The organism is Ferrovibrio xuzhouensis, assembly GCF_042648965.1.
GTDB classification, from domain to species: Bacteria; Pseudomonadota; Alphaproteobacteria; order Ferrovibrionales; family Ferrovibrionaceae; genus Ferrovibrio; species Ferrovibrio xuzhouensis.
Map to the genome: position 1 here is coordinate 19,439 of NZ_JBHRYJ010000007.1, position 22,507 is coordinate 41,945.

Genomic DNA, 22,507 nt, shown 5'->3' on the forward strand with positions numbered 1-22,507 from the left:
CATCATTCACTACCAATAATTTTCAACCTCATGGCGCGGGTTTCGAGTAAATAGGTTTCGACCCCGGCAAGGAGATGCAAGCCTTCTTCACCGATTGCTTGTCGGGATAGCCCCGGTTGCACGATGCGGACGTCGAACTCGAAGCGGTGATCTTGCCACCCGACCTTGAGTTTCTTGATCGCGGCGGCCGAGCCTTGCTCAATCCGAGACCTGAGGCCGCGGTCCCGGCGCATCTTTTCGCGCCTCAGCATATGTTGAAGCATGCGGCCTGGTCGGTCGCGCCACCGAGCGGATTTCTGAGTCTGGCCGCAAACCTCGTAGAGGTCGCCGAGACGTGCACCTGGCGTATCCGCCCCCGAATATTTGCAGTGGTAAAGGGTCACGGAAACGACGCTGTCGGTTATGCGCAGCGCAACGACATCAGCGATCTCGCCTTTGCCATCATCGTCGAAGATCACATCATAGGGATCGGGGTCCGCCAACAGCGTGTCGATGACAAGGCGCTGGACTGAGTCTGCGCGCTTACTCGTGCCTTGCGACTCGATGCGGATATTGGCCTTCGACCAATCCCAGGCCTCGATCTTGTCGGACGGGTAGGGCTCGACCGCTTCGCCCTCGGGAAGGGTGTAGAGATGGCTGTAGATGAGCAGCGATCCATCGCCGAAGTCGATCTGAGGCGAATCCTCGCCGAAGGATTCCGAAAGCGTCTGCATCTTGCTGCCGATCTTGATCGTCGCCTTGGCACCGGTGCGCTGGGGGTAGCGGGCATGCCCGTCGCTGAAGACGATCTCGAACTCCGCTGCGTGATCATCGCTCCGCACGGCGAAGCGCAGCGGCCCGGTACGAGCGTTATCGAGCAACTCGATGTCGCATTCCGCGAAGGTTACGGGCTCATCGCCGAACGAGATGTCGATCCGCTCCTCAAACTGGGTGATCAGAGATTCAGGCCAATGGATAGCCACGGGCGGAACAGCTGGGCGCTGGCTGATCTGGTGGGGGCGCATCGCGCTCTTGAAGACGCCGTCGGTCGTAATGCTGGGATCGTTCACCGTGCGGCCGACATGCTGGCACCAATCCACCCAGTCGGTCAGGTCATGGACCTTGGCGCTGGACCAGAACTTGCCCTTGGCCGAGCATCCGCGTGAGGCAGGCACGCCGTCGAGGAAGCCGGTGGCGAAGATGTTGTTCTTGATCCTCGACTGGGATTTCGCGCTATCAAGGCCGTCGGCGACGTCCACGCCCATATACATTGAATAGCGGACGCCGCGCCCCTGATGGTGAGTGAGGCCGAGGTTGCGCAGGATGAGACGCTTGAACCCGTGGAGGCTGCGGAACACTTCCTCTCCTTCCACGCGGCGCGTCGTATCGCCACAAACTGCCTTTGCTAGGCGGTCGAACGGTCCCTTGGCGGAACTGCTGATGTAGAGCAGGCCACTTGCCTGATCCCAGTGGAGCATGTGCAGATCCCAGGTGACGTTCACTGCCTGCTGCGCCGAGGTCCAGCGCGCCTGTTCCTCTGCCCGGGTCACGAAGATCGCGACCCGTTGATGCGGGTTGAGCTTCATGCCGAGATAGACGCCGGGATTGTAGAGTTCCTCCGCGCAGAACGGATCCCAAGCATCACAAGACGTCCGGTAGAGAACCGCGTTCATTTTCGGTTCGAGGGTCTGGAGCGGAATGTCGCTCAGGTCCCCCGAAAAGCCCTTGAACATCTCCGCGCGCCGAACCTGGCGTTCGATCTTGGCGGAACTGAGCGCCTCCACCAGCGCGTTCCAGTCGGCGTCCTCGGCGTAGAGCTTGGCCAGCGAACGATCGACATCGTCGATGCCGGTATTGGCGATCACCGTCGCATCACCCAGGGTCGGGTCCTGGCGGGTAAAGCGTCCGACGAACTGGATCGTCACCGCCACGCTCTTGTGATGATCGTGCAATGCAGCGATCTTCAACTCGGGCAGGTCAAAGCCCTCGCCGAGCATGTCGACACATACGATAATCCGGCTCTCAAAGCGGCGTAGCGCTGCCAGATTTTCACGCCGCTCCTTCAGCGATTGCTGGCTGTGGACGATGACTGGCCGACAGTCCGGATAGGCTGCCGCATAGAGACTATGCAGGTGTTTGGCGCGTTCGATCGTGCTGCAACGGGCCATCGCCAGATGATTGAGGCCGGCGTCCAGGTCCGAGGCAAGCACTTCGCCGAGCTTGTCTATGATCGCTTGGTCGGCGTCGGGTTGATCCAGCCCGAATACGGCCTCGAAGCGGATCGGCTTGAAATAGCCTTCCTGCTGCGCCTTCTTCAGGGGGTAGGTGTAGATGAACTCCCCATCGACGCGGCCGCCATCCTCACGAAACGGGGTGGCTGTGAACTGGATCACCGGAATGGGCGGCTCGTGCTCGACGAAGAGTCCGCGAAAGGACTTCCAGGTCCGTGCGCCGATGTGATGCGCCTCGTCGATAAAGAGTGCGGAGGCACGGGCTGCCATCTGCTCCTGTACCGCCGCCTCGGCGCGGCCAGCGATCTGCATCGTGGTGACGACGACATTGGCGCTGTCGAAGATTTCATCGACCTCGGCCTCGCTGACCGGAATGTGTGAGAGCCGTATGACCACAGGGAAAGCCGCGGTTTCATCGAGACATTTCTGCTGTTTCAGGACGCCGAAGGTCTCGAATTTGCCCGCGATCTGCTCGCGCAGAGCGTCGGTAGGGACCACCACCAGCAGGCGCTCGAACCGCCGGTTGGCATTGAGTGCCAGCATTGTCTCGGTCTTGCCCGTCCCCGTCGGCATGACGATGGTGGCCGGGTCCGTCGATCGTGTCGCATGGGCAAGCGCGGCATGAAGCGCACCGATCTGGGGGCGCCGCAAACCAGGCTGCGCCGGCACACCATCGGCCGCGGCTCGGCCTTCGCGCAAATGAATGGCGTCGATCCAGGAGGCGGAGACGGCCTTAAGCCGCTCGACGCGCGCGGAACGATCCAGCGTGTCTATGCCGATCGGCAGCGCGTTCATCCACCGGCCGGTGCCCAGTTCGAGCGTTTCGACGATCCGTTCCGGCTCCGTTGCGCCGGGCACTAGCAGGACCAGATCAGCTTCCAACGGTGTGGCCGTCTTCGCGCCGATGACCTTCAGGATTTCGCCGGATTCCAGGGTCGTCTCATAACCATTGACGCGGCGGACGGCGAATGGACGCAGTCGGCAACGTACCCGGCGCGCAGGAACGGCCAACTGGCGCACGGGGCTTCCCAGCACCTTGCCGTCGATGGCAAGCCGGGCCGGCAAAAGCAGTTCGACCTCGGGATTAAAGAGATCGTCCTGGTTGGGGCCGGTGGATCGCGTGCGGGAGGCCATTGGGTCGCCCTCCGTCAGGCCGACACGGTCTGCTGCGAAGGCGAGACGGAAATTACCGCTCCCCTCGTCATCAGCACGATCAGTCCGCGTTCGGCGCCGGTCATGTTGAGATAGGCGCGCACCTGCGCACGATAATGATCGAGAGTCTGCGCGTCGGGGTCCACGTCGCTCTTCCAGTCGACCACCACGACTGGCCGGCCATCTGCGCCAACTGTCAGAGCGTCGGCGATTCCGACCGTCGCGGTTTCCACGCCGTCGTTCGCCTGGGCGGCATAGACGGGAAATTCGGCCAGGAGACCGGGTCGCAAGGCCGCGATGTCAGGCAGAGCCAGAGTGCGAGCGACACAGGCTGCCAGTTCGTCGGCCGACAGCCCTGTCGCTGGATCGGCGACCGGCGACCGGCCAAGCGAGCGGATGAGGTCGGCCGCCCGCTCGATCAGCGCCGCCTCGGCTTCCGGGATCTCCCCGGTCAGTACCTCTTCGATGAGCTTGTGGAGGATCAGCCCGCGCTCCCGGCCTCCCTGCACGGGGGCAACGGCTTCCAGTTCGGGGGGCTGGTCGTCAGCCGAGCCGGTCCAGAGGGACGCCTCTTCTTCCCGGAGCACCGCCCCGGCGGCGTTTTCGTCGCGGCTGGGTGCAAGCCAGGTCAGCCGCGTCTGTGCAGCGGCGATGATTTCAGCTTCGGCGGCGAAGGTCGCGCGTGTCTGGGCGTTGTCCACTCCCGTGCCCGCGGCCGTGAGACAGGCGGGCAGATGCGAGACATCTAGGCCGGGAAGTTCGGCGAGCGATAGATCGACGAGACCGATCCACGCCGATTTCGACGGCGCGGTGTCGAGCCGGGGCAGGACGAGAAGCTCGCGGGCGCGTGTGGCCGCGACATACCAGAGCCGAATGCGTTCGCGGTCCAGTTCCTCCTTTTCCGCCTGGCGCGCAGCGTCATAGCCTTCGGGTGGGACGCCCAGGACCGGGCAATAGAAGGTCTCGGTCTGGCGATCGAGGACGGCGCTTTCGGGCGCCATCACGCCGGTCATGGTGTTGACCGGAATGACGATCGGCCATTCCAGCCCCTTGGCCGCATGCATGGTGAAGAGCGCGACCGCTTCCTCCTGTGCATCGGGTCGCCCCTCGACGGCGCGGGCCTCGTCGGACCACGCCGTCGCCATGGCCTCGGCAAAGGCGCGCAAACCGCGTACGGCGTAGCCGGTCGACAGGCTGAGATAGAGATCGACGTTGGCGAGCGCGCGCTCGGCCTGGCCGCGATGCCGTTCGAGGAGAAGCGGGCGGATGCGCATCACGTCCACCGCCTGTGAAAGCAATTCGTGCGGGGTCGTGCTGTTGCCGCGCCGGGAGAGCGATTGCAGCCGTTCGATGACCTCGCGCGTGAGCGGGTGCGTGATGACGGCAGGGTCGATGCTGAGATCCAGGCGTGGAATCCGATCAGGCTGATCTTCCGAGCGGGGAAGCCCCCAGATGATGTCCAGCAGCTCTTCTTCGGACAAGCCGACCAGAGGTCCGCGCAGCAGCGCGCCGAGCGCGAGCGTATCGCGGCGATCGGCCAGAACACGGGTCAGCGCGATCAGGTCCTGGACTTCCTGGCGGCGAAACAGCCCTTTGCCGGCCTGGGTCGCCACGGGGATGCCGCGCCGCTCCAGAGCTTCCTCGTAGCGCCACAGTTCAGCGCCGGTCGGCGCCAGCAAGGCGATGTCGCCCGGTTGGCAAGGGCGCTCCGTGCCGCTGCGTCGGTCGACGATAGGGTGGCTTTCAATCAGCTGGGCGCAAAGTTCGGCGATGGCGTAGGCTTCGGCGTCGCGTTGCAGTTCGGCGCTGGCCTTGCCGTTTTCATCAGCCACGGCGATGTCGAGGGCCGCTACGCAAACGCCACCCCGGTCGTCATGGAACGGGTCAAGCGCGGTGAACCCCGGCTGTCCATCGGCCGAGAGCACGGCCTCGAAGCGCTCGTTGACGAAGGTAAGGATCGAGGCGCAGGAGCGGAAATTGGTCGAGATCGACAGGAGGCTGTCGGCGTCTTGGGCGCGGAAAGCGTCGCGCGCTTGGACATAGGCGCCGACATCGGCGCCCCGGAAGCGATAGATCGCCTGCTTGGGGTCGCCCACCAGGAAGAGCGCGCCTGGCCGGATTTGGTACCGCGTCCAGTCGTCATCGCCATCGACCGGTTCGCCGCACAGACGCCAGAAGATCTCGGTTTGCAGGGGATCTGTGTCCTGGAACTCATCAACGAGGACATGGGCGAAACGTTGTCCCAGCGCCCGGCGTACGGCATCGTGGTCTCGCAGCAAGGCGCGCGCGGCGAAAATCAGATCGTCGAAATCGAGCTGGGCGCTGGCGCGCTTGTGGTCGCGATAGCGTTGCAGGATGGGATGCGCCTCGTCGATCAGCGCTGCGAGAGCATGGCCAGCGGCCACCTGCACAAGCGCGGTCCAGGCATCGCAGCAGGCGGCGTAGTGGGTCTCGGCCACGTCGTTCAGCCGATCGCCGTCGGCCTTGGAAAGACCAGCTTGCTTGGCTGCGGCCGCCCATTTTCCTTTCTTGCGGTAGGAGGCGAAGGTGCCGGACTTGGTGCAAAGATCCGGGTGGGGGCGCGAGGTCAGGAGCTGGACGAGGCCTGCAGGCGTCCCTGGATCGGGAGCGGTCGCCAGGGCAGCCGCCATTTCGGCCAGCCGTTCGACGATCGTCGCCGTCTCCGGTTCGGCCGCCGCTGTACCGCCCAATAAGCCTACGAAATCCGCGGCCGCCTGTCGGAACGCTGCAAGGTGGCCGTCAAGTGCGGAGACAGGGGGCGCAGCGAGCGTGGGACGGCGGCGCAGGTTCTCCGCGATCTTGTGGATCAGCGCCACCGTTTCGCCGGGGCTATGCAGCACCATCTCGGCCAAGATGCCGCCTTGGCCGCCAGACAGGCGCTCGCGCAACCAGCCGTCAACAATCTCGAGGAAGGTCAGATCGGCCTGGTTGCGATCCATCACGCTGGCGCCGGGGTCGATGTCGGCCTCCGCAGGGTAGGGCTTTATCAGGCGCTGACAAAACCCGTGGATGGTCGAGCAGGTGATTTCGTCGATCGCGGCGCTGGCGGCGGTGAGATTGCGGCGATGGGTCTCCGACAAGCCGTCGGGCAGCGCCACGCGCAGTTCGGTCGCGATCACCCCGGCCGAGAGGTCCGCGACGAACTCGCGGACGCGCGAGAGCAATTCGCTCGCGGCGAGTTCGGTGAAGGTGACGGCGGCGATGGCGCGCGGGGAAACGCCTTCGGCGAGCATGGCGGCGATGCGCCCAGCCATGACGGCGGTCTTGCCCGAACCCGCGCCCGCCTCGACCAGGTTGGAGCGATCATGAAGGCTGATCGCATGACGGCGCGCGCCGTCATCCTTCAGCACTTTGGACACGTTGCTCATCATTCCGCCTCCCAGACCCGAGCGACTTCGTCGAGCCGCGCCGTGGCAGCCGGCATCTTGCGTTTGCAGTAGGTGGCGCTGGCGTTGGCCGGCAGGGCGAAGGCGAGGTCGTCGTAGTCGCCGCCAGTATCCGGTCCAGGCAGGGCCGCGCCGCCGGCGAGACTCGCCCTTGCCGCGCGTAGATAGCCGGTGATCTCCACGAGCACCGCCTCGGGATCGTCGAGTTGAAGATCGACGGGATCGCGTGGATAGAGCAGAGAGGCGCTGATCGCGACGTCATCGCCGAGCAGCGCCTTGACCGCGAACGCATACAGGCAGCGCTGAAGCTCGCGTCCGCCGTTCAGTCGGATGTCGCCGCGCGGCGGGCGGCCGGTCTTATAGTCGCGCACGAGGGCGCGTTTGCCGTCGCCCGCGATGTCGAGCCGGTCGATATAGCCGGCGATGTTGAAGCCAGTGTCGGGGATCGTGACTGGCGTGCTCGTATCCCAAGGCGTCTGCCCGTCGGATTTCGGCTGCGAGCCACCGAAGGGAACCTCTCCGTAGGAACGCGCGCCTGGCAGAAGGTCATCGCCATAGGACAGAGCGCGGCTGGCCAGCACGCAGGCGTCGTCGAGGGTCCGCCCCCAGATGACCGCCGGCGGAACCGGGCGCTCGCTCTCCCAGTCAGCGGCGACGGCTTGCGCGGCCCGCGCCACTGCGGCTTCGAGGGTCTGCGCGTCGGCGGCCGCAAGGCCACCTCCGGTTTCGAGATCGCGCAGGGCTTGGTCTAGGACCAAGTGGACAAGATCGCCAATTCCGAGTGCGTCGAGCACGAGCGGTTCGGCGCTGCTCTGCGGTTCACGCCATCCAAAGGCATAGACCCACACAAAGCTGAGCGGATTGCGCAACAGTCGGCGCAGCGAACTGGCGGATTGGGTCCGGCCGAGGATGGCGAGGATCAGCGGATGATCCGCCCGCACCAAGCCATCGTGGGAGGTGATCTCGATCTGTCGCCAGTCGCGCCAGCAGCCTTGCGCGCTGACGGCTTGCGTATCGGCGGCGAATTCCTGGGGCCGGGCCATCAGGCGGTCGGTTTCGCTGAAGGCGTGCGCTGGCGTCGCGTTGCGGCGCAGATAGGTTTCGTCGCCATGCCCGGCGAGCAGAGGGCTGCGACCCAGGAGACGTCCATCGGCGTCACGCCGCGCGCGAGAGAGGACAACGGTATCGCCCGTCGTGGCGAGGATCGTCTCGAAATCGCGCCGGTCAGCGAGATTAACCGGCAACGGGTCGAGCACAGGGGTCGCGATGATATGGTCCGGTATCAGCCGGTCTTCGGCGATCCCGCGCGGCCAGCGGGACGAATTGAGGCCAAGCAGCCGCACGAAGCGGCGGGGCGACGCGGCCAGCGCGCTGGCCGGCATCCAGGCGACGCAGATGCAGGCTTCCAGTCCGTCATCCTGCTTCAGGGTCTCGAGTGTCGCATCGACCGAGGCGGCGGGGCCGGCAAGCAGCGCCTTGCGCCAGATCGCGAGGGCTCGGCCCTTAAGGAAGGCTTCTCCAATCTCGCTGGCCGCCTCTGGCCCTTTCGTCAGCGTCTCGACTGCCGCGCGCAAAGCCGGCGTATGGTCGGCGCCATCCGGCCAGTCTTCCGGCGCCAAGCGCGCCAGCAGTCGGTTCCAAGCGCCCGGCGTCGAGAGCGGCGCATCGGTCGGCAGGACTCGCAGCCAGCCTTCGGGCAGCGCCTTGAAAGGTCCGTTGTCCCGGCAGAGCGCTGCGAGCCGGCGCAACCGGGACTGCGACAGACCGCGGACCACGATGTCGGCCAGCGCCGCGGCGGCTTGACCGTCGCGGGTGGTGACGGTGCGGACGCCGTGGACGAAGTGCAGGTCGATGTTGGCGTCGGCGCGCAGAGCCAGGAAATGATCATCATAGTCGGCTGGCGAGGCGGTCGCGATGGCGATCTCCGAGGGGGTGACGCCCGAAGCGAGCAGGCCTCGCACCCAGCGCATCGCCTCGATGGCCTCGTGATAGGCCGTCGCCGCGCTGACGGCGTTGATCCCCGGCGCCTGCGCCGGCGCACGCGAGATCGCGACGCCCGTGCCGTCCAGCCATGCGGGAACGCTTCTCGGGCCGGCTGTCCACTGCACGGGGATATGGGCGGTGAGCGCCTGAAGCAGCGGCCGCCAGCACGGCGAGAGTTCGGTGAGCCCGACGATCTCCATCGGACCAAGGACCGCTGGCGCATGGGCAAGACGCTCAGTCGCGGCGGCGGCGATGTCGAGAGGCCGCAGCATGCCGGCTGGAAGCTGGTCGAGGACGGCCGCCTCCAGGCGTGCGATGGCGGCGAGACGGGGATGGTCATCGGCCGCGCCTGCGGCAAGATCTATGCCCGCGCGCCAGGCCTTGTGCAGCGTGTCAGCCGCCGCATCGATCATACCGGGCAGCGTTTTGATGCTCTCCAGTTCGCCCATCGGCGTGGCGGATAGGGCCGTCTGGATGGCCCCGCCCAGACTTTCGTCATCGATCGGGCGAACAAAACCGCCGGCCAGCCGGACGGCGGCCTGCTCGAAGGAGATGATCTGGAGGCCGTGCTGGCAGGCACGGCCCGCCGCAAGGCGGCTTTCCCGCATAGCGAGACGGCCGTGAACGACCAAGGTGGATCGATGTGCGATGGTCATGGCCGTCCTCCTTCCGGGTTTTGCTTGGGGCTGTGCGTCGCGCCATCGATCCGATCCAAAAAGCCGTGCCGCGGCATTCTTTGCCTCGCTGACTGTGACAGATCGACCATTGACGGAACCCCCTAATGGGAATACTAATTACACGGACAATGATGAGTTGTCCATATAGTTTTTATCCCCATTAGGCGAGGCAGGGTACATGGCAGAAGCCGCGACGGCGCTGAAGTGGGGGGTCGGGCGCCGACTCGAATTCATCGAGTTTCGGCTGTTTTGGGAGGGCTCGATCAACCGGGCTGATCTTGTCGAGGCGTTTGGTGTGTCGGTGCCGCAGGCTTCCAAGGATTTGACGCTCTATCAGGAGCGTGCGCCCGGAAACATGGAGTATGACACCCGCGCCAAGCGCTACGTCGCTGCCGAGAAATTTGTGCTGCGGTTCCTGGAGCCGGACCCGTACATCTATCTATCGCAGCTTCGCTCGGTCGCCGAGGGGGCTGTGTCCGCGAACGACTCTTGGATTGCGGCGCTCCCCAGCGCCGATGTGGCGCTGACCCCCAGGCGGGACATCGACATTGAGGTTCTGAGGAAGATTCTCGACGCCTGCCGTGAGGGCGTCTCCATCGACGTCTTCTACCAGTCGATGAACAAGTTGCGGCCTGAACCTACCTGGCGACGGATCACGCCGCACGGCTTCGGTTACGATGGTTTCCGCTGGCACACGCGGGCCTATTGCCACCTCGAACACAAGTTCAAGGATTTCCTGCTGCCGCGCATCCTCGACGTCGGCGCGAATGGGGAGCCTGGCGAGACTGGTGAACGGGATTGGCTCTGGAATAACTATTTCGACGTTATCGTCGGGCCGCATCCGGCTCTTACGGCGAGCCAACAGAAAGTCGTCGCCAAGGATTATGGGCTGGACCAGGGCAAGAGCGTGCTTTCGGTGCGCTACGCAATGCTCTTCTATGTCTTGAAGCGCCTCGGGCTTCTTGGCGATGCCTCAAAGCAGAGCGCCCATACGCAGCATATCGTTACGATAAACCGTAAGGAAACGGAGGCCGCGCTAGAGAAATCGGGGCTTCAGCTATGAATGAATCGGGGGGCGCTGACTGATGGGGGCACGGCTTGAAGATGTAAAGAACGGCGCGTCTGTGCGGGGGGTGGCCTCCGCGCAGCCCGTGCATGTCATCTCGGTGGACTGGATCGGCGACCAGGCGATCAATGTCGTTTTCCGCGATCACAATGGTGCGGTGGCCGAGGCTGTTCTTTATCGCGATGACGAACACCGTCTTGAGATCGAGCAGAACGGGCGGCCCTGGTCGTTCGACGCCGATGGCGAGCTGCTGCGTCTGGTGACGGAAGCCAACCGTATCAAGCTGGCGCATTATTTCGATCCGTATCTGGCGGTTCACACGAGTCTAGTTGAGCCGCTGCCGCACCAGATTTCTGCTGTCTATGGCGAAATGCTGCCGCGGCAGCCGCTTCGCTTCCTCCTCGCCGACGATCCCGGCGCCGGCAAAACGATCATGGCCGGTCTGCTGATGAAGGAGCTGATCGCGCGCAGCGATCTCGAGCGTTGTCTCGTCGTCGCGCCGGGCAGTCTGGTCGAGCAATGGCAGGACGAACTCGGCCAGAAGTTCAATCTCGAATTCGATATCCTCTCTCGCGACATGATCGAGAACTCGCGGTCGGGCAATCCGTTCAGCGACCGGGATCGGCTGATCGTCCGTCTCGATGTGCTCGCGCGCAATGAGGAGCTTCAAGAGAAGCTCATGAGTGCCCGCGAATGGGACCTGATCATCTGCGACGAAGCTCATCGCATGTCAGCGACCTATTTCGGTGGCGAGGTCAAATATACCCGCCGCTATCAGGTCGGTCAGAAGCTTGGCCAAGTATGTCGGCACCTGCTTTTGATGTCGGCGACGCCGCACAATGGCAAGGAAGAGGATTTCCAGCTTTTCATGGCGCTGCTCGATGGAGATCGGTTCGAAGGCCGGTTCCGCGATGGCGTCCACTACGCCGACACCGCAGACATGATGCGGCGGCTGACGAAAGAGGAACTGCTGAGATTCGATGGCCGGCCACTCTTCCCCGAGCGGCGCGCGCGCACCGTCAAATATCAGCTCTCGGAAGGGGAGGCTGCGCTCTACACCGCCGTCACTGAATATGTGCGCACCGAGATGAACCGCGTGCAGCGGTTCGCCGAGGGTGACGGGAAGAAGCGCAACAATGTCGGCTTCGCCTTGCAGATTCTCCAGCGGCGCCTCGCCTCGTCCCCGGCCGCCATCTACCAGTCACTCAAGCGGCGCCGCGAGCGGCTGGAGAATGAGCTGGGTGAGGCACGCCTTGCCGCGAAAGGCCGTCGGGCCGGTATGGGTGAATCGGTAGTCAACGCCGACATGCTGCGCAACATCGAGGAATATGGTCAGGATGAGATCGACGAGCTTGAGGATCTGATCTCGACGGGCGCGACGACGGCCGAGACGGTCGAACAACTCGCCCTCGAAGTCGAGACGCTGAAGGGCCTGGAGGCGATGGCGCTCGGTGTACTTCGCTCCGGCGTCGATACGAAGTGGACTCAGCTCAATCGTATTCTCGACGACGATCTCATGATCGATGCTGCCGGCAATCGACGCAAGCTGATCATCTTTACCGAACCCAAGGACACGCTCCACTACCTGCTCGACAAGGTGCGGTCGCGGCTTGGCAATCCTGAGGCCGTAGAGGTGATCCACGGCGGCGTGTCACGCGAGGAGCGACGCAAGGTCGTCGAGCGCTTCATGCAGGACAAGGACATGCTTGTCCTCATCGCCAATGATGCGGCCGGTGAAGGCGTGAACCTTCAGCGTGGCCACCTCATGGTCAACTACGACCTGCCGTGGAACCCGAACAAGATCGAACAGCGGTTCGGCCGCATCCACCGCATTGGTCAGACTGAGGTTTGCCATCTGTGGAATCTTGTCGCTGCCGATACTCGCGAGGGCGAGGTTTATGCCCGGCTTCTTGAAAAGCTGGAGGCAGCGCGCGAGGCGTTGGGCGGTCGTGTCTATGACGTGCTCGGTGAACTCTTCGACGGCGTGGCGCTCAAGGATCTGCTGTTCGAGGCGATACAGTATGGCGAGAGGGAAGAGGTCAAGGCGCGTCTCTTCCAGCAGGTCGATGGCGCGGTCGACCAGGCGAACCTGCTCGAACTGCTGCGGCGCCGCGCGCTGACCAATGACACCATGCCCGAGGCCAGGGTCGAGGAATTGAGGCTTGAAATGGAGCGCGCCGAGGCGCAGCGCCTTCAGCCGCACCACATCCAGAGCTTCTTTGTCGAGGCGTTTCAGCATCTGGGTGGCCGGATCAAGCGCCGCGAGGAAGGACGCTGGGAGATCACGCACGTCCCGGTGCGTATTCGCGAGCGGGATCGTCAGATCGGGACCGGTGCGCCGATTCAGACGCAGTATGAGCGGATCTGCTTCGAGAAGGACAAGATCAACCAGCAGCCCGTCGCAGCCTTCGTCTGCCCCGGCCATCCGCTGCTCGAGGCCGTGATCAGCATGATCCGCGAGCAATACGAGCAGATCATGCGGCAGGGTGCGATCCTGGTGGATGACACTGATGCCGGCGACGCGCTGTCGGCGATCTTCTTACTGGAGCACACTGTCCAGGACAGTCGTGTTACCAGCGCCGGCAAGCCGCACGTAATATCGCAACGGCTCCAGTTCGCGGCCCTCGACAGGACTGGTAATACCGTCAATGCAGGCATTGCGCCGCACTTGAATCTCCGGCCCGCGACGACGGAGGAGGTTGCCAGCGTGCGCGACCTCCTGGACGAGAGCTGGCTCACCTCAGAGCTGGAAAAAGCAGCCATTCGGTTCGCTACAGTCGAGCTTGCCCAGGGTCATGTCGCCGAGGTCAAGGCGCGGCGCCTGCCCGAGATCGAAAAGGTCGAGCAGGAAGTTCGCGCCCGGCTCAAAAAGGAGATCAACTACTGGGACTCGCGCGCCTTCGAGCTGAAGGAAGAGGAGCGGGCTGGCAAGAAGACGCGGGTGAACTGGCAGAATGCCCAGCGCCGCGCTGAAGACCTTGCCGAACGGCAGAAGCGCCGAATGGACCAGCTTGAGCGCGAGCGCTTCATCTCATCGCAGCCACCGCGTGTCCGTGGTGGCATGGTTGTCATCCCGCGCGGCCTGCTCGAAGAGCGTCAATCGCCAAGCGTCCCGAACCATTTTGCGGAAGACCCCGCTGCACGCAGAGTGATCGAGCTTGCCGCGATGGAGGCCGTCATGGCCGCCGAGCGTGCACTGGGGAACGCGCCGGTCGACGTATCGGCCCAGAAGGTCGGCTACGACATCGCCTCGCACGATCCGAAGTCGGGGCACCTACGCTTCATCGAGGTCAAGGGGCGCATCGACGGTGCCGACAGCGTGATGATCACACGGCAGGAGGTCATCACCTCGCTGCACGAGCCGGAGAAGTTTATTCTGGCGATCGTCTCTGTCGCCAGCGGCTTCGCCCATGAGCCGCGCTATGTGCGTGGCCCTCTTGTCGAGCGCGAGCCGTCCTTTCTCGAGACGGCAATTCAATTTCATCTGCCGCGCCTGCTCGAGCGCGCGGAGGCGCCGCGATGAGGATCACCAAGGGTCTGATCATCGCCGATCCTTGGATTGGCTATATCCTTGGCGGGACCAAGGACTGGGAAATGCGCTCGACCGGCGCTTCTCATCGCGATTGGTTCGGACTGATCCGCAAAGGCACGGGGGCGGTCTATGGCGTGGCAAGACTGATCGAGGCCGGCGCGCCGCTATCGCCAGAAGAGATGATCGCCACGTTCGAACATCACCGTATTCCCGAGCATATGATCCGTTCGGGCGAAGTCGCGAAATGGAATACGCCCTGGAAGCTTGCCGATGTGCGCCGCCTCGACCGACCGGTTGCTTACCGGCACAAGAGCGGCGCCGTGACCTGGGTCGAACTGGACGATGCGGCCGTCGATGGTATCGCGAGCCAGCTCGGAGCCGGGGGCACGATGGGCGAGCCGGAAGTGGCGATGCCTTTGGTTGGCGCTTCGCGGCAGGATCGGTTCGGCAGCGCCGATACGGTGAAGGTCGATGTCTCCCAGCGCGGTCGTAAGCTGCATGTCGACATTGAGTGGGATGACGCCAAGCCGGACGTAATCGATCCGGTGAAGACGATGCCATCAACCGCGACCGCCCAGACCGTGCGACCTCCGGCGTCACGGGTCATGACGACCTTGCAGACGACGACCGGGCGCGTGATCGGCGAGGTGGAGATCACCGACGGAAACATCGCGAACAACCACATCTACCTCCGTTCTTTCTTCGACCGCTTCCCGGCCGACGCCATTGGCGGGTCAAACAAGGCGACGCGGGCGAAGCGCGATCTAACGATCGAGTGGGGCGGCACGGACCCGGTCCAGACCGACCTCGACGGCCAGAAGAAGTTTTTCCGCGCCCGTGGCTGGATCGGCGCTTTCTATCGATTGTATTGCGCCCGAGCGGGGGACCGCGTCGTGGTCGAGGAAATTGCAGCCTATCGCTATCGCGTCAGTCTCATGCGGTGCGGATCGCAAGGGAGGGGCGCGTGATGGAGATGAAGGATTTTGCCATTCTCGCTCCGGTGCCGCTGGAGCATCTTCAGTCCGGCGCAGACATCGCGCACAAGGCCGGGTTCGTCGCCTTTGGCTCGCGGAAGTGGGAGCTGTTTCGCAAGGTCGATGAACTGCGCGGCGGCGTTCGCGTGCCGGTCTTGATCTATCCATCCCACGAGGACGTGCCGGCCAAGCTCAGTTTTGTCGTGTCCTGGCTGGGTTGGTATGTGGGCTGCGAGGAAAGCGGAAACGGTAAGCATTCAAAGGAAATGATGCATCGCCCGCCGACGACGGGCCAATATACGTCCGACAATCAGGGCCACTGGGCGGTGTTCTGGCACGTTTGCGATCTGCACGAACTGCCGGCCGGGCGACGATTGCCGATCTCTGCAATCCAGACCGTAAAGGGCGGCTGGCGTAAGACAGCCCCGCCGCGCGGACCCGAAATGGTCGCCACGCCTTCGACGCTGGAGTTGCCGCTATGAGCGCGGGCCGCAAGATCGAAGCGATCCTCGACGATCCTCCTGGCTATTTCCAGCCCATCCAGGAACGCGCCACCAAACGCTGGGACCAGCTTGAGGCGGACCCGGAGCTTGCAGGGCCGTGGCATCAGCTCTTCAAGCAGGTGCAGAGCCCACGCCATATTCTGTCTGAGCTGCTCCAGAATGCTGACGACGCCGGTGCTAGCGAGGCGCGGGTATCGATCGAGAACGACCGCTTCGTGTTCGAGCACAATGGCGAGGACTTCATCGAGGCCCACTTTGCATCGATCTGCCGCTTCGGCTACTCCAACAAGCGCGCGCTGCACACGATCGGCTTCCGAGGGATCGGCTTTAAGAGCACATTCAGCTTGGGCGATCGGGTCGAGCTGTTCACGCCGACGCTGGCTGTCGCCTTCGAGCGCGCGCGGTTCACGCAGCCGCACTGGATTGATAGTCGTTCCCTGACGTCTGGAACCACGCGCGTCGAGGTGGCAATTGCAGGCCCGCTGCTACGCCGCGAAGTCGAGAAGAACCTCGACGAGTGGCTGAAAAGCCCGGTGTCGCTGCTGTTCTTCAAGAAAATCCGTCGCCTTCTGATCGGCGACAGCGAGGTGCATTGGCAGAGTCTCGGACCTGGCCCCATCGCCGAAAGCGAATGGATGGCTTTGGACGAGAAGGCGAACGATCCCTTCCTGCTCGTGCGGTCGGACGAGGAAGCCTTTCCTGCCGAAGCGCTCGACGAGATCCGCAACGAGCGGATGTTGGGGGCCGAGGATAGCGGTGATTTCCCGCCCTGCCGGGTGGAGATTGTGCTCGGCGCCAAGGGCCGGCTCTATGTCGTGCTGCCGACCGGCGTGGAAACGACGCTACCTTTCGCCTGCAACGCACCCTTTATCCAGGATCCGGCACGTCTCAAGATCAAGGATCCGGAGACCTCGCCGACCAATCGCTGGCTGTTGAACCGGGCCGGCGAACTCGCCGCCAGTGCGATGATTGAGTGGCTGGAGCAGACCAAGGCCAGCCCGCGGGATCGCTCGGATGCCTATGGCTTGTTGCCTGATGTTGATCGTGAGGCGTCCACGCTCGAAGGATCGTGTGGTGCGATCGTCGAACTGGCGTTTGATGCGGCGATCGATGGCCGATCGATGCTGCTGACCGAAGATGGGCAACTCGTCAGCGCCAAAGCCGCGATCACTGTTCCGCGGCAGATATTCGACATCTGGCCGGCTGATCAGGCTATGGCCTTGCTCGACGACAAATCCCGGTCGGCGCTGTGCCAACATGTATCGGCCAAGAACCGGACCAAGCTCGTTCACTGGGGCTTGGTCGAGGAGTTCTCGAAGACCGATTTACTTGAGCGCCTGCGTAGCAATCACCTGCCTCGGCCCGCGACCTGGCGACACCTATTGAACCTATGGGCCTATATCGCGCCCGAAGTGACGGGCTGGCAATGTCATGACGCCGACGCCCTGCGGATCGTGCCTGTGCAGGGCAAAGACGTGCTCTATGGGGCGTCGGAGATCGTGCGGCTCGGCGAGAAGAAGCTGCTTCAGTCTGAAGAGGATTGGGAGTTTCTCGCCGGCCACCTGATCGTCCTCAACCAGAACTGGACCCGGTTTCTCGCCGAGCAGCGCCGCGACAAGGGGGACGGGGAAAGCCGCAACGACACGGTCGAGGCGGCTTTCGCGGTGCTGGAGGAGATCGGCCTCGATGGGACGAGCGACGTCAATGCCGTGATCGAGCGCGTCGCTGCCGACTATTTCAACGCCGGCCAACCGAAACTCGCCGAGTGTATTCAGCTTGCCCAGATCGCGGCCAAGCTGGGCGTCACGATCGGTGACGCTTTCCGGTACGCCTGCGTTGATCGAACGCTTCGGTCGATCGGCAAGGGAGTGTTGTTCGACGAGAATGGCGCGCTGGAGGAGCTGCTGCCTGAGTCGGTCCAGAAGACCCAGCTCCTGCACGGGGATTATGTAGCGAGCTTCAAATCCTGCTCGCGGGAGGATTGGCTTCGCTGGATCGGCTCTGGCCGCTCCGGTCTCCTGACGTTCGTGCCGTTCGTCCAGAAGCGCCAGAATATCTATGGGCGACAGCAGCTCACGACGGAAGCGCAGGCACGTGGAGCACGCGGTGCGCTCTATTATCCGTATGTTACCAACCAGTTCGTCATCGAAGACTGGGATTTCTCTACCGATTACTGGAGGCATTGGGAGGCGCTGTCGAAGGTCGACGCGGGCATCTGGACCAAAATCGTCGGCAAGATCCTAGATCAGCGCGATACCTATTGGTTGCGCACCGCTGGCGCTCGTCTGTCGCAGGTAGCGACCACGGGGTCGACGCGATCGGTCACGTCGGAGCCTTTGTTGGCGGATTGGTTGCTGAAGCTGCGGGCCAAACCCTGCCTGCCCGACACGCGCAACATGATCCAGCTCCCAGCGGACCTGGTTCGCAGGACACCCGAGACGGAAGCCCTGATCGACGTGGAGCCGTTCGTCCATGGGCTGCTCGACCGGGAAACGACGCGCCCGCTGCTCGATCTTCTCAGCGTTCGCAGCGCGCCCAGCGGTCCGGGACGTCTGCTCGACCGCCTGCGTTCCCTGGCGAAATCCGACAAGGCGCCAGCGCATGAAGTCGAGAAGTGGTATCGCCGCTTGGATCAGATGCTTGACGGTTGCTCGACCGTCGATGCCCAGAACATTAGGAACGCCTTCAAGACCGAGAAGCTGATCCTCGCCCAGGATGGGACATGGGCGCCGACCAGCGGCGTTTTCCTGGCGGGAGACGAGGAAGATGTTCCCGGCGCCGCCGTCGTGCGCGCGTCCGTGCTCGACCTCAGTCTGTGGCATCGTATCGGTGTCGCCGATCGGCCGTCCGCGGATCTGGCACTGCAATGGCTTGGGACGCTGGCCTCGGGGAAAGCGCTGTCAGCCGATGAGGTCCGGCGTGTTCGCACGTTGCTGATCCGATACCCGACCCGGATATGGGAAGAGTGCGGGCACTGGGTGAATCTGGTGGGTGAGTGGGCGCCGGTTGAGACGCTCGCCTATGGCCTGAGTATGCAGACGCTGTTCCGGTGGAGCCATCTGCACGAATGGGTCAAGCGCAAGACCGCCGATTTTCAGCGGCTGTCGGGGGAGACCGTGCAGGCGCCGCCATTCTCGGCCTTGCTGGTCTTGTCGGAACTCGTTGAGGAACGCTTCAACCAGCCGTCGTTGCTGGACGGCGTGGATGATCGCCGCGCCTGGCTAACGGCGTTCGGAACGCAGCTTGGGCGGATCGAGCTGGCCGATGCCGCCGAGACCGAGCGTGTGCGGACGTTGTCTGATGCGATCGCGGCGACGAGCTGGGTCCAGAGCTCCAAGCTGGAGGTCATCCCGTACCTTGATGGCGTGCCGGCCGGTACGCCCCGGCTCACCGACATCCTGTGGCTTGACCGCAAGCTGTTCGTCAGCCCGCTATCGAAGGCCAAGCTCGCCAAGCGTGTGCCGGAGGAGATTGGCAGGAGCCTGAGCGCCGATATTCGCGCGGCACTGGCCTATGCGTTCGAACGTTCGCCCGAGGACATCAGGGAATATCTCGAGGAGAATTTCACACTCGGCCCTGAGCTCATCGTCGCCCTACCGATTGCCGAGATACAGCCCGCTGCCGAACCCGGCGATGACGAGGACGTCGACCAGGTTGCCGAAGACGCTCACGGTGATGCCGAGCCGGTTGATGCGGATGATCTCCACCCAGCGGAGGACGATGAGCCCGCAAACCAGCCTGAACCCGCCTCGCCGGCCGGGGAGGCGGATCGCGAACTGATCGAAACAGAGGTGGTGACCAAGCCCCGCGCCGTGCCGAAGCCCCCACGCCCGAGTGTCATGGCGCGCTTCGCGTTGAGCCAGGGCTACGAGGCTGACGGCGAGGATCGCTTCTTCCATGCGGACGGGAGCTGGATCGGCCGCGGTAACGGCACGCGCTTTCCGTGGGAGCGCCGCTCGGCAGGCGGTGAGATCCTGCGTCATTACTATCCCAAGGACCATTGCCTGGAGCATGAACCGCTCCAGCTTGAGGCCGACGTCTGGGGGCTGCTTGACCAGAAGCCGGACCTCTATTCGTTCATTCTCATCAACCCGGAGGGTGATCCCGTCGAGATGACGGGCGTTCGCCTACGCGCACTGCGCGACGGCGGCGAACTTACCATTCACCCCGCAACCTACAGGCTCGTTTATGACCTCGACGAATAACATCAAGAAGAAGCTCATTGAGGTCGCGATCCCTTTGGAGGCGATCAGTGCGGGTTCGTCCTATGAGAAGATGCCAGGGATAGGCCCGCACCCGCGGGGAATTCACCATTGGTGGGCACGGCGCCCTCATGTGGCGTGTCGTTCATTCCTGTTTGCGCAACTCGTTGACGACCCTTCGAGCGATCCTGCTCAATTTTCAACGGAAGAGGCGCAACAGGTAGAACGAAATCGATTGTTCAATATTATAGAGAGATTGTCCGATTGGAAAAACAGTCACGATGAAGAGTTGTTCCGAGAGGCAAGGGTAGAAATATTAAGATCCTGCAATGGAACTCTTCCATCGGTTTATGATCCCTTCTCTGGAGGTTTTTCAATAACTTCGGAGGCGCAAAGACTTGGTCTTCCCGCGCATGGCAGCGACTTAAACCCTGTCGCTGTCATGATCGGCAAGGCAATGATCGAAATACCGCCTAGATTTCAAGGACTGAAGCCCGTCCATCCCGGACCCAGTGATCGGAATCACTACCGTCATGCCGAAGGCTTGGCCGAGGACGTCACATATTACGGTGAGCGTGTTCGACAGCGCGCCGTAGAGCGTATTGGCCAACTGTATCCGAAGGTTGACTTGCCCAAAGATCTGGGAGGCCAGAAAGCGACCGTAATCGCGTGGATATGGGCGCGAACGGTACCGAGCCCCGATCCCGCCTTCTCCAACGTGCGAGTGCCGATAGCGTCAAATTTCGTCCTCAGCACGAAGAAAGGAAAAGAGAGCTGGATATCTCTTGAAATCGATAAGGCGACGAAGACGATTCAATATCGGATCCGCAAGGGCGGCACCAAGGCAGAAATCGACAAGGCGAAGGAAGGAACGAAGGTTGGGAGGGCCAACTTTGTTTGTCCTATTTCCGAGACTGCAATCACTCCAGAATACATTAAGGAATGCGGCCTCAAGGGTGAACTAGGGCAAACGCTTATGGCAATCGTCGCCGATGGAAAGGGCGGTCGCATATATCTTCCCCCTTCGCAACATCATGAGGATGTTGCCTTCTCGCAAGTTTCGGAATGGAAGCCTGAAGCCGAGTTTTTCCAGCAGGGACTAGGATTCCGAGTGGGCAACTACGGAATGTCAAAATGGAGTGATTTATTTACTCAAAGACAGATTGTCGCGTTAAATACATTGGGCGAAATCATAAAGGACGTACGCGGCGAGATAGAGGTTGCGGCTCTCGCGGGAGGAATGGCTGATAGTGAGCCTTCCTTACGGGATGGCGGTGTAGGTGCTAAGGCGTATGCTGAGGCGGTGAGCATATATTTGGCATTCGGGATCGATAGGGCGGCAGATTTCAATAACTCTCTAGTGCGTTGGAGTTCAAGTAACGAGAAGCCGATGAATCTTTTTGGTCGGCAAGCTATACCTATGGTCTGGGACTTCGCTGAGGCGAATATTCTTGCTGACGTCGTGGGCGGCTTTGCGCCAGCGACTGAATATCAAGCGAAATGCCTGTCCCGCCTGATAACGGACACTCCTGGCGTCGCATGGCAGCATGATGCACAGTCGGTTATTTACGGACCTGACGCTGTCATATCGACCGACCCGCCGTATTACGACAATATTGGATATGCGGATCTTTCGGATTTCTTCTATGTGTGGCTCAAGAGAAGCATAAGTGATGTGTATCCGGACCTATTCTCTTTTATCCAGACACCAAAATCTGAAGAGCTGGTAGCTACGCCGGCTCGACACGGTGGGGGTAAAGCTGCAGAGCAATTCTTCCTGGATGGTATGACGAAAGCTATGCGGAGCATGGCGCTGCAGGCGAGCGCCGAATATCCGCTCTCAATATACTACGCGTTCAAACAGAGCGAGATCGAAAAAGATGGAATCAGTTCTACCGGATGGGCAACATTCATTCAGGCCATAATCGATGCAGGTATGTATATAAGCGCAACGTGGCCAGTTCGATCTGAGCAGACATCTAGGATTAGAGGGATCGGAAGCAATGCGCTCGCCAGTTCCGTGGTCCTAGTCTGTAGAAAGAGAGACGAAAACGCTATCAGCGTTAGTCGGGCAGAGTTCTTGCGGGCTCTAAAGCGTGAGTTGCCTGCTGCAATTGCGAAACTGCAAGTCGCAAACATTGCGCCAGCCGACATGCCGCAATCGGCCATTGGTCCCGGCATGGGGGTATTTTCGCATTACAAGACCGTCCTCGAATCTGACGACAGCCCGATGAGCGTGAAGACCGCGCTCCAGCTTATCAACCGGGAACTCGACGAATATCTTGGTGGTATTCAAGGCGAGTTCGATGCTGACACCCGCTTTGCCATCACCTGGTTCGAGCAGCACGGCATGGGCAAGGGAGATTATGGTACAGCCAACAGTATCGCGACCGCGCGGGGCATCTCGGTCGATAGCGTCAAGCACGCCGGCATCGTCGAAAGTGCCGCCGGCAAGGTGCGCATCCTGACGCGCGACGAGCTAGACGAAGATTGGGACCCGGAAGAGGACCGCCACCTGACGGTGTGGGAATGCCTCCAGCATCTGGTCGGTCGGCACGAGAAGGACGGTATCTCACACGACACCGCCGTCTTGTTGAAGAAGATCAGTACACAGGCTGAGGCCGTGAAGGATCTCGCCTATTGTCTCTACGACATTAGCGCCAACAAGCGGAAAGATGCGAAGGAGGCCACGGCGTACAACGCCCTGATCGCCGACTGGACCGAGCTGACGAAGGCGGCAGCAGCCATCCACGACACAAGCGGGGATCGTCAGATCCGCCTGGATATTTGAGGGGGAACGG

General features: G+C 62.5%; 9 protein-coding genes. 6 read left to right on the top strand and 3 right to left on the bottom strand.

Annotation, left to right across the window (positions count from 1 at the left end; genetic code table 11):
- Positions 1-2: 2 nt before the first annotated feature.
- The 3 genes from ACFOOQ_RS21160 to ACFOOQ_RS21170 are packed head-to-tail and all read right to left on the bottom strand — an operon-like array spanning position 3 to position 9,408.
- Positions 3-3,344 carry a DEAD/DEAH box helicase gene (locus ACFOOQ_RS21160; protein WP_379729711.1) on the bottom strand — a complete coding sequence of 1,114 codons (3,342 nt, stop codon included), beginning with the start codon at positions 3,342-3,344 and terminating at the stop codon, positions 3-5.
- 14 nt (positions 3,345-3,358) lie between these two features.
- A complete protein-coding gene (locus tag ACFOOQ_RS21165; protein WP_379729712.1) occupies positions 3,359-6,754 on the bottom strand; it encodes a UvrD-helicase domain-containing protein in 3,396 nt (1,131 codons plus the stop codon).
- Complete coding sequence (locus ACFOOQ_RS21170) at positions 6,751-9,408, bottom strand: PD-(D/E)XK nuclease family protein (protein WP_379729713.1); 2,658 nt, start codon at positions 9,406-9,408, stop codon at positions 6,751-6,753. Before ACFOOQ_RS21170 ends, ACFOOQ_RS21165 begins: the two co-directional genes overlap by 4 nt.
- 199 nt (positions 9,409-9,607) lie before the next feature.
- On the opposite strand from ACFOOQ_RS21170, the gene ACFOOQ_RS21175 reads away from it, so the two are divergent.
- Genes ACFOOQ_RS21175 through ACFOOQ_RS21200 form a run of 6 tightly spaced genes read left to right on the top strand, consistent with a single transcriptional unit; the run spans position 9,608 to position 22,497 of the window.
- Complete coding sequence (locus ACFOOQ_RS21175; protein WP_379729714.1) at positions 9,608-10,492, top strand: WYL domain-containing protein; 885 nt, start codon at positions 9,608-9,610, stop codon at positions 10,490-10,492.
- A 22-nt stretch (positions 10,493-10,514) separates the two neighbouring features.
- A complete protein-coding gene (locus ACFOOQ_RS21180) occupies positions 10,515-14,018 on the top strand; it encodes a protein NO VEIN domain-containing protein (RefSeq protein ID WP_379729715.1) in 3,504 nt (1,167 codons plus the stop codon).
- A complete protein-coding gene (locus ACFOOQ_RS21185; protein WP_120216257.1) occupies positions 14,015-14,995 on the top strand; it encodes a hypothetical protein in 981 nt (326 codons plus the stop codon). The genes ACFOOQ_RS21180 and ACFOOQ_RS21185 overlap by 4 nt, the downstream gene beginning before the upstream one ends.
- Positions 14,995-15,483: a hypothetical protein gene (locus tag ACFOOQ_RS21190; RefSeq protein ID WP_172595570.1), complete on the top strand. Its 489-nt coding sequence runs from the start codon at positions 14,995-14,997 to the stop codon at positions 15,481-15,483. Before ACFOOQ_RS21185 ends, ACFOOQ_RS21190 begins: the two co-directional genes overlap by 1 nt.
- Positions 15,480-19,709: a sacsin N-terminal ATP-binding-like domain-containing protein gene (locus ACFOOQ_RS21195; protein WP_379729716.1), complete on the top strand. Its 4,230-nt coding sequence runs from the start codon at positions 15,480-15,482 to the stop codon at positions 19,707-19,709. Before ACFOOQ_RS21190 ends, ACFOOQ_RS21195 begins: the two co-directional genes overlap by 4 nt.
- Positions 19,693-22,497 carry a DUF1156 domain-containing protein gene (locus tag ACFOOQ_RS21200; protein WP_379729717.1) on the top strand — a complete coding sequence of 935 codons (2,805 nt, stop codon included), beginning with the start codon at positions 19,693-19,695 and terminating at the stop codon, positions 22,495-22,497. The genes ACFOOQ_RS21195 and ACFOOQ_RS21200 overlap by 17 nt, the downstream gene beginning before the upstream one ends.
- Positions 22,498-22,507 lie beyond the last annotated feature (10 nt).